Raw genomic sequence first — 9,965 nt, 5'->3', positions numbered from 1 at the left:
TGGCGCAGCAGCAGATGGTGGAGATCGCGAAAGCCATCTCGGCGCGCGCCAAGCTCATCGTCATGGACGAGCCCTCCGCGACCCTGACCGAGCACGAACTCGTGCGCCTCTTCGAGTTGATCCGCGCGCGGCGCGCGGACGGCGTGAGCATCATCTACATCTCCCACCGGCTGGAGGAGATCTTCGAGATCGCCGACCGCGTGACGGTGCTCCGCGACGGCGAGCTCGTCGGCACTCACCTCGTGAGCGACGTGACCAAGGACGACATCATCCGCATGATGGTCGGGCGCCAGCTCACCGCGCAGATCCCCAAGCGCGAAGTGGAGATCGGACAGGAGATCCTGCGCGTCGAGGGTCTCAGCGGGGGCATCGTGCATGATGTCAGCTTCGTCGTGCGGGCGGGGGAGATCGTGTGTCTCACGGGGCTGGTCGGCGCGGGGCGCACCGAAGTCGCCCGGCTGATCTTCGGCGCCGAGCCGAAGTCGGCAGGTCGCGTCTGCGTGGACGGCAAGGAGGTGCGGATTCGCAACCCGCGCCAGGCGATCCGCCACGGCATCGGCTTCGTCACCGAGGATCGCAAGGAGCAGGGACTGGTTCTCGGGCTCACGGTGCGCGAGAACGTAACGCTCGCCCACCTCGACCTGCTCTCCTACTACGGCTTCGTGCGCCGCGGCCAGGAACGCGCCGCCGCCCGCAGCTTCGTCGACAACCTGCGCATCCGCACGCCGAGCACAGAGCAGCTCGCGCGCAACCTGAGTGGCGGCAACCAGCAGAAGGTCGTGCTCGCTAAGTGGCTGCTGACGGAAAGCCGGGTGCTGCTGTTCGACGAGCCGACGCGCGGTATCGACGTCGGCGCCAAGGCGGAGATTTACCAGCTCATGGGGTCGCTTGCCGCGAGCGGGGTCGGCATGCTCATGATCACGTCGGAACTGCCCGAGGCCATCGGCATGGCCGATCGCATCCTCGTTATGCACGAGGGTCGGATGGCGGCGGAGATCCCGCGCGCCGAGGCAACCCAGGAGCGCATCATGTTCTACGCGACCGGGGGCGACTGAACATGGGCGCCCCGGCAAGTCCTCCGACGCCGGCGGAGCGGCTGCCCGTGCTGGGACGCCTGCGCGATTACCTGATCTACTTCGTCTTCATCGGCATCTGCCTCGCCCTCGCCCTCGCTGCCCCCAACTTCTTCAAGACGAGCAACCTGGTCAACATCGTTCGCCAGAGTTCCTTTCGCACTATCGTCGCCGTCGGCATGACGTTCGTCATCCTCACCGCGGGGATTGACCTTTCCGTCGGCGGCATCATTGCCCTGTCGGGCGTCGTCGGCTGCCTCGTGCTCGTCAATCCCGCACTTGCGCCGGGATGGGCGCTCGTTCTGGGCATCGCGGCCGGCATCGCGACCGGCGGTGTCGTCGGGGTCGTCAACGGCGTCGCCATCACTCGGTTCAACCTGCCGCCGTTCATCGCCACCCTCGCGATGTGGTTCATCGCGGGGCGCGACGGCGGCCTCGCCTTTCTGGTCACCCGCGGCCGGCCGGTTTTCAACCTGCCCGGATCATTCAAGTTTCTCGGCGAAGGCGACCTCGGCGGCATCCCGGTGCCGATCGCATTCATGCTCATCGCGGTGGTCGCCGGACATCTCGTCCTCACCCGAACCACTTTCGGCCGCTATGTCTACGCAGTCGGCGGCAATGAGGAGGCAGCCTGGCTGTCCGGCATCAACGTGTCGCGCGTGAAGCTCGCAGTGTACACCATCTCCGGCCTGCTCTCCGGCCTCTCCGGCATGATCCTCGCCGCGCGCCTGGCCAGCGGCGACCCCAAGAGCGGCATCGGCCAGGAACTGGACGCGATCGCCGCCGTCGTCGTCGGCGGCACGAGCCTTTTCGGCGGCAAGGGCACGATACTGGGCACGCTCGTCGGCGCTCTCATCATTGGCGTTCTCAACAACGGGCTCAACCTCCTCAATATCGAATCGTACTGGCAGCCCGTGGTCAAAGGCGGGGTGATCCTGCTCGCGGTGCTCATAGACCAGATAACGAAGAAGTGAACCATGGCGGCAACAGTCGGCGAGGTAGTCGAGGCGCTCTTCGCGCGCGCGCCGCGCGAGCTGGCGGAACCGTGGGATAACGTCGGGCTCGTCGTCGGGGATCCACAGGCACGCGTGCGGCGAGCGCTGGTCTGCGTGGACGCAACTGAAGAGGTGCTGGCTGAGGCGCGCGCGGCTCGCGCTCAGCTCGTAGCCGCGCACCACCCTCCCTTCATCGAAGCTCTGGGGCATGTGCGCGCGGACGACGCCCGGTCAGCCGTAGCCTATCGAGCGGCGCGGGTCGGTCTCAACATCTGCGCGATGCACACTAACCTCGACTACGCGCCTGAGGGGCTGTGTGTCGAACTGGCGCGTCTCGTGGGCCTGACGGAGATCCGACCGCTGTCGCCCGCAGGTGCGTCGGCCTTTGTGAAACTGACGGTGTTCGTCCCGGCCAGCCATGTCGAGCCGGTGCGCGCGGCGATTGCGGGCGCGGGCGGCGGGCGCATTGGCCGCTACGACCACTGCAGCTTCGCGGCGGAGGGGGAGGGGACGTACCGGCCGCTGCCGGGCGCGGTGCCCTATGCCGGGATCGTAGGGCAACTCGAACATGCCGACGAGGCTCGGCTGGAGATGCTCGTGCCGCGCTCGGCTCTGGGTCGAGCGGTGCGCGCGATGCAGAAGGCACACCCCTACGAAGAAGCGGCCTGCGACGTCTACCCGCTCGCGAACACGTGGCCGAATTCCGCGCGCGGTGCGCTGGGCGATCTGCGGCGCGCGATTACCCTCGGCGGGCTCGCCGCGCGGGTCAAACGGGCGCTGCGGGCTGCGACGGTGAGGGTAGGCGGCGAGGGACGGCGTCGGGTGCGCGCGGTGGCGGTGGGAAGTGGCAGCGGGGGACACCTCGTCGGCGATGCCGTGGCCGCCGGGGCCGACGTGCTCTTGCTCGGCGAGATACGCCACAGCGATGCGCTGCATGCGCGCGCGGAGGGGCTAAGCATCATCGAGGCGGGGCACTTCGCGACCGAGCGGCCCGCCGTGGGGTTGATGTGCCGCTGGCTGACCGATGACCTCGGCGGGCGCATTGAGGCGGTGGCGAGCCGGACGGAGGCCGATCCCTTCAGCGCGCGGCGCGCCCGCGCGCGCCGTCGAGAGAAACCAAAGGCGTAAGGGCCGAGGAGCGATATCTTGTCCAACGATCTGGCGACGCTCTACGAAGTGCAGCAGATTGACACGCGCATTCACGAACTGGAGCGCGAGCGGGAAGCCCTTGACTCCGGCGCGGAACTGCGGACGCAGGTCGAGGCGGTGCGGACGCAGGTGCAAACCGCGCACGAGGAACTGCGTGCCATGGAAGCGGAGCTGCGCGACACCGAGCTTCAGATCAAGACGCGCGAGGCCAAGAAGAAGGATTTCGAGGACAAGATGTACAGCGGCCGCGTGCGCAATCCGAAGGAACTCGAGGACATGCAGCGCGAGGTCGAGATGCTCGGCGGGCAGGTCGACAAGGCGGAAGATAAAGGGCTCGAGTTGATGGAGCAGACGGAACAGCGGCGCGCCGCCCTCTCCGAGCAGGAGGCCGCGCTCGCCGAGCAGGAGCGTGACCTGGCGCAGGTTGAGTCGCACTACGACAGCGAGAGCGCGCGCATCGCCGAGGAGATCTCTGGGCTGGAGGCGCGACGAGCCTCGGTGGTTGCGGCCGTGCCTGCCGATCTCCTGCGGCGCTACGACGAACTGCGCACTAGGCGCAACAACCTGGCCCTCGTCAAGCTGACATCGGAGGTCTGTCCGGGATGCCGCATCGCCATCTCGCTGGACACCATGCGCCAACTCAAGCGCGGCGAGCGCACCGTCTTCTGCGAGTCATGCGGTCGCATCCTCTACTGGGAAGAGCCGGCGCCCGAGACATGACCCCGCCATCGAGTGGGACATCGCGCGGCGGTCGGTCTCCGGCTCGCGCGGCACCGGTGGTTGCGAAAAGAACAGGGGAGGGCTCGAGCCCTCCCCTCGTTGCGTTCTCAGCGTCCTTGCGTGCGACCTACTGCGGCAAATCCGCCAAGGCCTCGGCGAGCGCACCCTCGACATCGAGGCCAATCGTCGGCCCCGCGCTCATGCTCGTTTCGTAGCCGTACTCAGCCGTCCCGTAATCGTAGGGATAGAGGATGTAGCCCAGCTCGTCCTGGCTCACCCCCAGCACCATCTTGTGCGGCGCAGTCAGAATGTTCTGCTTGATGTTCAGGCCGATCTTCGGATACGACTCCCCGGGCGTCGTTGCAATCTGCAAACTGCCTATCTGTGCAACGCTCACCTTGGTGGTGATTGCCACGCCAAACGGGCTGCTCCCGTTGGGCACGAGCCGCCCAGGCCCGTTGCGCAGGATGCCCCACAGCATCCCGAAGTAGAAGGTGTCATTGTACAGCGGCACATCAAGCGTCCGGCTGGCTGCAGCGATGTACGGATTGGCCTCCAGTTCCCCTGCCGCCGCGCCCTCCAGCACCCGCTGCCCCAGCGCCCGGCCGATGCGCTCGCACTCCGCCCACGTTTCCTCCTCTTCGTCCGACGTCACCATCGCGCCGAGAGCGCCCTGGAGCCAGATCGCGATCCCGCCGGCTGTGGACTCGACCTCGTCATAGGCATAATGCGCCATATCGGAGGACAGGTACATCCTGACCAGCGGGTCGGGCGCGTCCCCGGCTACCTCGGGGTGGCACGCGAAGTTGAACGTCGTCGCGATCGTGCTTCCGTTGCGCGCCTCCACCCGCATCACCGAGACCTCGTAGTCCTGCGGCCCGCGCCCGCGCCCGGGTGCCCACGGCGGATCGTCCGCCTGAAACCAGCGCTCATTGGCATTGAAGGCAATGCGGTCCTCGGGTGTGGTCATCGCGGAACCGAACAGCACGCGCGCCGGCTGGCGGTTCCTCTTCGCCTCGACGATGACTTGCGCGACGCGATCCTTCACGTACTGGAGGTATCCCTCGTCCCAGCCGGGCACGTCCCATGACGGCCCCCACAGGCCGATGACGTCGGGTCCGGAATGCGTGTGCGTGCTGGTGATAATGACGTTTGGACCGACCTCCGGCGCGACCGCTGCGACGATCTCGTCCAGGTCGCTCCTCATCGGCCCGATCAGGTCAAGGCTGACAAGGACAAGTTCCTCGTTGCCGTCAGTGAGGTAGAGCGCGCGCGCCCAGATGTCATCGTGCACGCCCTCCATCAAGCGGTTGTCGTCGTAGCCCGCGAGGTACTGCGGGTTCGAATTGTCCGGCGTGATCGTCAGCTTGGCTGCGCCCGCACGAAGCCGGCCGGCCGCCGAGCTGAAGCGATTGTCAGAGCGATTCGACTTCGTCGCATTGCCGGTTCCGGACGACCACCCCGGCGGAAAGCCGGTCGCCGCCGGCACGACGCGCACCGGCGTCGACAGGGTGAAGCTTCGGCCTGCGATATTGAAATCGGCCTCGCCAAAGAGGGCGATGTTCTCCGTCGTCGACTTCGCGACCGCACCCGAGAAGCCTTGCTTGTCCGCGGTCATGGGGGTCGCCACCCAGGTCTCGTCGCGGAAGTCCATGTCCGCGGAATGAGCCACCCATATTCGCGCCGCCTCCGGCATGGGTTCCGCTTTAACGTCGAGCAGCAAGGTCATCTTGAAATCCCCATGCCGCCACCACAGCGCGGGGAATGCCTTGCCCCCAGCCACATGATGGAAGAAACCGCTCAGGGTGTTCAGCACCCGATCCACGTCATCCAGTCCATGTCCCGAATTAGGGTCGTAGAGCACATACTTCGGCCCGACCAGGTCGTCCCAGTAGATATTCAGCGCGTCTATGACCCAGTACGGATCGTTGCTGCCGTTGACGATGAGTTTGGGCATGGTGATCCGGTCGCGATAGGCATACGGATCCACCATGGCGACCAGCGGCGCCCCCTCGTCTCCCAGCGTGTCGACCAGTCCTGTATCCACATAGTCGTCGATCATCTCGCTGTAGTCGCCCCACGTATCCAGTTGGTGCTGCAGCTGAACCGGGATGTTCAGCGTGTCAATCACCAGCGGGGCGATGCCCTTAACGCGCACCGGGTCGGCCGCGCCTGTCAGCCACGTGGTCCAACCTCGCTTCGACCCGCCCGTCACGACCCAGTTGTCAATATCCCGGCCCCACGCCTGGGACGCGTATTCCGCCACGGCATCCATGGCCTTGACCGCGCTCTTCGTCATCGGCAGCAGCAGCGGCCAGGTGTCGTCTTCGGTGTCCAGGTAACGCAGGAACGTGTACGCGATAAGCGCATCCTCGTTGAGCCCCCCGAACAGGGGCTGATTGGGCACCGCCGGCAGCACTGCTACCGGGGCGCCGATCGCGTTGGCCAGATGGGCGCCGATGTACAGCTCATCCTCGCCGGGGGAATTCCCCGTACTCCCGCCGCCGATGAAGAGCAGCGCGTGATCCGGGTAATCCAGATTGTCCGGCACGATCAGCGCCATGATGTGCGTCCATGGAATCTCGTGCCATACCTGGGAAGTCAAGCCGAGATACACAACCGTCGCGGTAAAGGCGTCATACCGGTAATCACCCAGATACGACCAGCCGTACGCGGGGTCGGGGGCCGCGACGTATTCCAATAAGCCGGCGGAAGCCGGAACGGACGCGAGGACGAGACAGATCAGCAGCACAACGAGCCACGCGGGGCGATTCATCGGTAACCTCCTGGGAGCGGCGGACGTGCGGCACCGCGCCGACACAACTTGCTTCGACGTGGCAGCGGGCGGTGCCTTCCTGAACTCAGAAATGTGGAACGCCGCGCGTGGCGCGCAGCGGCCGGCGAGCCTGACGCTCCGCCGGAGACCTAACAGGCGGGCATGTGCACGCATGCGGCGGCGGGCACGGGACGCAGCGGTCCGCTACTCCCAGCCCGCAGCGGACAGCGATGTGCCGACGGGAACGGCGAGCACGTGCGCGAGGTCGCGGATCCAGAATTCGTATTGCCGGCCGCGCGCAGAGATGGTGAGGATCGTCGGGTCGAAGTAGACGAGGTTTCCGACGTACGTCGCGCCGCGCTTCAGGTGGACGATGAGCCGCACGTCGCGTCGGTCCCGCCAGCGATTGTGCAGGCGCTGCCACAGCACAGTCCCCGAATCCAGGTTATGGTCGAAGACCAGGCTGGATGGCGCCGGCGGCCTCGAGACAAAGTCGTGGGCGTCCACCGTACTGACTCCTCTCGGAGCGTTCGTCACCCACGGTTGCCGGGGTGTGCCGCAATGCAGTACAACGATGCTCCGGGGGCGCCTCAATCCCGCACCCGGAGTTCCCGAGCACCTGCGGATATGCTAGACCCAACATGCCGTTTTGTCAATATCGCCCGCACGACGCCAGGCGCGCGGCGGCTGCTATCCGCCGCGCCCAGACGCGGTTCGCGCGCCGTGGAGGTTCGGGCGCTCCCGCCGCCGAATCCTGGTCGCAGTAAATCCCTCATAGCAGACGGAACCCATGGATCTCGCATACCACGATGACTGGGAAAGCGCCCGCCGCCATCTCGAGGCCTGGTGGGCCAACGACGCCCTCGACCGCGCCGCGATCGCCGTCACTGCTCCCAGGGATCGCCCCGTGGGAGCGTCCGGCCCGGAGCCGCAGCCTCCGAGCGACCCCGTGGACCGCTGGCTGAATGCGGATTATCGAGTCACCGCCGCCGACTACGGCATGCGGCGGACATTCTACGGCGGCGAGTCGCTGCCCATCTTCTGGCCCAATCTCGGCCCCGGCATCGCCGCCGCCTACCTCGGCGTCGAGCCCGTCTTCGCGCCGGATACCGTGTGGTTCAACCAGACCGCTCGCCACTGGAAGGACCTCGCCCCCCGGTTCGACCCCGACAACAAGTGGTGGCAGGCGACGCTCAATCTCGTGCGAGTTGCCGTTGAAGCCAGCGACGGCAACTTCTTCGTCGGCCACACCGACATCGGGGGAGTCATAGACATCGAGGCCAGCCTGCGCGGCACGCCGGCGCTCCTCACCGATCTCGTGGACGCGGCGCGCGAAGTCAAACGCGTTCGCGGGCAGCTCATTCCTCTGTGGTTCCGGTGGTACGAGGAGCAGGAGCGCATCATCCACCGGCGCCTCGACGGGGCCTCCTGCTGGCTCGGCGTGTGGGCGCCAGGGCGCACCTACAACATTCAGTGCGACTTCTGCTGCATGATCTCGCCCGCGCATTTCGACGAGTTCGTCGCGCCCGAGTTGGAGGCGCTGTGCTCGTGGCTCGATTACGTGACATATCACCTCGACGGCCCGGGCGCGGCGCGCCACCTCGACCGCCTGCTGGCAATCGCTGAACTCCACGGCATCCAGTGGACACCCGGAGCCGGGCAGCCGTCCGCCGTTGCCTGGCTGCCGATGTTGAAGAAGATCCAGAGCGCGGGCAAGATTCTCCATCTGCACGACGACATCGCCAACGTCGAGACCATCCTCCGCGAGCTATCCCCAAGGGGCCTTATGCTCAGCGTCAGCGGCTGCCGCAGCGAGGCCGAGGCGCGGGAGTTGCTCAGGAAATCCGAGGAATGGAGCCGAAGCCGATGATGGCCAAAGCGAGCATCGTGATCTTCGCGGTGTCGGCGGGCTTGCCGTTCTTCTCAACCGCTGCTCTCGCTAAGTCCGGGCGCGCGCTGCACACCGACGAACAAGTCGCAGCCCTGCGCGCCGATCCTGCCACAGCCGGGACGGTAGAGAACCTGCGCGCTGCGTGTGCGTATCTGCTCAACATGAGCGACGAGGAGCTGTGGGCGTTCGTGCCCCCGCCCGACCTGCCGCGAGCCCTGAACGTTCGCTTCGGCGTCGGCTGTCCGGTTCACGGCGCAGAGGTCTTCAAAGCCGGCGGGCATTACCCCTGGAAGCTCGACCCCGCGCTGCCCTTCAAGGTCACCTGTCCCATCGGCGGCGAGACGTATCCAACCAACGACTTCGCCGCGTACTACAGAGCCGGTCGCAAGGAAAAGCTCGACACCACGCAGCCCTACGTTGACGACGGCTACGGTTGGCTCAACGACCAGGGCGAGCGCTTCTGGTTCGTCGGCCACTATGTCTTCTGGCGGCGGTGGCGCCAGGAGGTGATTCCCGGCATCTCGAATCTCGCCCACCTCTACTTGCTGACCGGCGATCCGCAGGTCGCGCACAAGGCCTGTGTCATGCTCGCGCGCCTGGCTCAGGTCTATCCCGACATGGACTACCGCACCCAGGCCTATCACAATGGTCAATGGCCCTCCGGCTACGGCGGGAAGATTCTCGATTACGTCTGGGAGAACGGCCCGGCCAAGACCTTCGCTACCGCGGTGGACAGTCTATGGCCCGCGCTCGTGCTCGACGATGATCCCGCGCTGGCAGCTTGGCTCCGGGAACGGGGCATCGCCGATTTGCAGGCCTACGCCCTCGCGCGCCTGGTCAACGAGGGAGAGAAGGCCGTCCTTGACGGCAACATCCGCGGCAACATGGTCTTCCAGGAGACACTGCTTCACTGCGCCACCGTGCACGATAACCACGACGCCGCGCAGGGGATAACGACGGAGCAAGCTCTGGACTGGATCATGTGGGGCGGCGGCGAAATGGGGACGATGCTCGCCAACGGCGTCACGCGCGACGGTGCCGGCTGCGAGAGCAGCCCCGGCTACAACGGGATGTGGATGCGCAGCTTCTACTCGCAGGCCGACAAGCTTCGGCCTCACGGGATTGACCTCTTCGCGTTCGGCAACGGCAAACTCAAGAAGATGGTGGACTACTACCTTGACATCACCGTCGCGGGGGAGTACGTCCCAAGCATCGGCGACATTAACGGCACGACGAATCCGCAGGCGAAGCTCTGGAACGCAGGCATCTTCCGTCGCGCGTTCGACGTCTACCGCGACCCGCGCCACGCGCGTGCTCTTATCCAGCTCGGCACAGCCCCAAAGGAATTGTATCCCGACGCG

Annotated in this window: 8 protein-coding genes; 6 read left to right on the top strand and 2 right to left on the bottom strand. The window is 66.2% G+C overall.

The window, feature by feature from the left end; all coding sequences use genetic code 11:
• From JSV65_10920 to JSV65_10905, 4 genes are all read left to right on the top strand, one after another.
• Positions 1-1,055: sugar ABC transporter ATP-binding protein (locus tag JSV65_10920; GenBank protein UCH33100.1), on the top strand; the 1,055-nt coding region annotated here is incomplete at its 5' end.
• A 2-nt stretch (positions 1,056-1,057) separates the two neighbouring features.
• Positions 1,058-2,047, top strand: a complete 990-nt coding sequence (locus JSV65_10915) for an ABC transporter permease (GenBank protein ID UCH33099.1) — start codon at positions 1,058-1,060, stop codon at positions 2,045-2,047.
• A gap of 3 nt (positions 2,048-2,050) precedes the next feature.
• The gene (locus tag JSV65_10910; protein ID UCH33098.1) at positions 2,051-3,196 is read left to right on the top strand and encodes a Nif3-like dinuclear metal center hexameric protein; all 1,146 of its coding nucleotides are present in this window, start codon (positions 2,051-2,053) and stop codon (positions 3,194-3,196) included.
• Positions 3,197-3,214: 18 nt separating this feature from the next.
• Positions 3,215-3,937 (top strand): hypothetical protein, encoded by a 723-nt coding sequence (locus JSV65_10905; protein UCH33097.1) that lies wholly within the window; start codon positions 3,215-3,217, stop codon positions 3,935-3,937.
• A gap of 127 nt (positions 3,938-4,064) precedes the next feature.
• On the opposite strand, the gene JSV65_10900 is transcribed toward JSV65_10905, so the two are convergent.
• Both JSV65_10900 and JSV65_10895 read right to left on the bottom strand, forming a co-directional pair.
• Positions 4,065-6,713 (bottom strand): hypothetical protein, encoded by a 2,649-nt coding sequence (locus JSV65_10900; protein UCH33096.1) that lies wholly within the window; start codon positions 6,711-6,713, stop codon positions 4,065-4,067.
• A gap of 204 nt (positions 6,714-6,917) precedes the next feature.
• Positions 6,918-7,220 carry a hypothetical protein gene (locus JSV65_10895; GenBank protein UCH33095.1) on the bottom strand — a complete coding sequence of 101 codons (303 nt, stop codon included), beginning with the start codon at positions 7,218-7,220 and terminating at the stop codon, positions 6,918-6,920.
• A gap of 283 nt (positions 7,221-7,503) precedes the next feature.
• On the opposite strand from JSV65_10895, the gene JSV65_10890 reads away from it, so the two are divergent.
• Positions 7,504-8,583 carry a hypothetical protein gene (locus JSV65_10890; protein ID UCH33094.1) on the top strand — a complete coding sequence of 360 codons (1,080 nt, stop codon included), beginning with the start codon at positions 7,504-7,506 and terminating at the stop codon, positions 8,581-8,583.
• On the top strand, positions 8,565-9,965 hold a 1,401-nt coding region (locus JSV65_10885), incomplete at its 3' end, for a hypothetical protein (GenBank protein ID UCH33093.1). The genes JSV65_10890 and JSV65_10885, both read left to right, overlap by 19 nt.

This window comes from Armatimonadota bacterium (assembly GCA_020354555.1).
Taxonomy (GTDB): Bacteria; Armatimonadota; Hebobacteria.
This window is presented reverse-complemented; position numbering and strand designations above follow the sequence as displayed.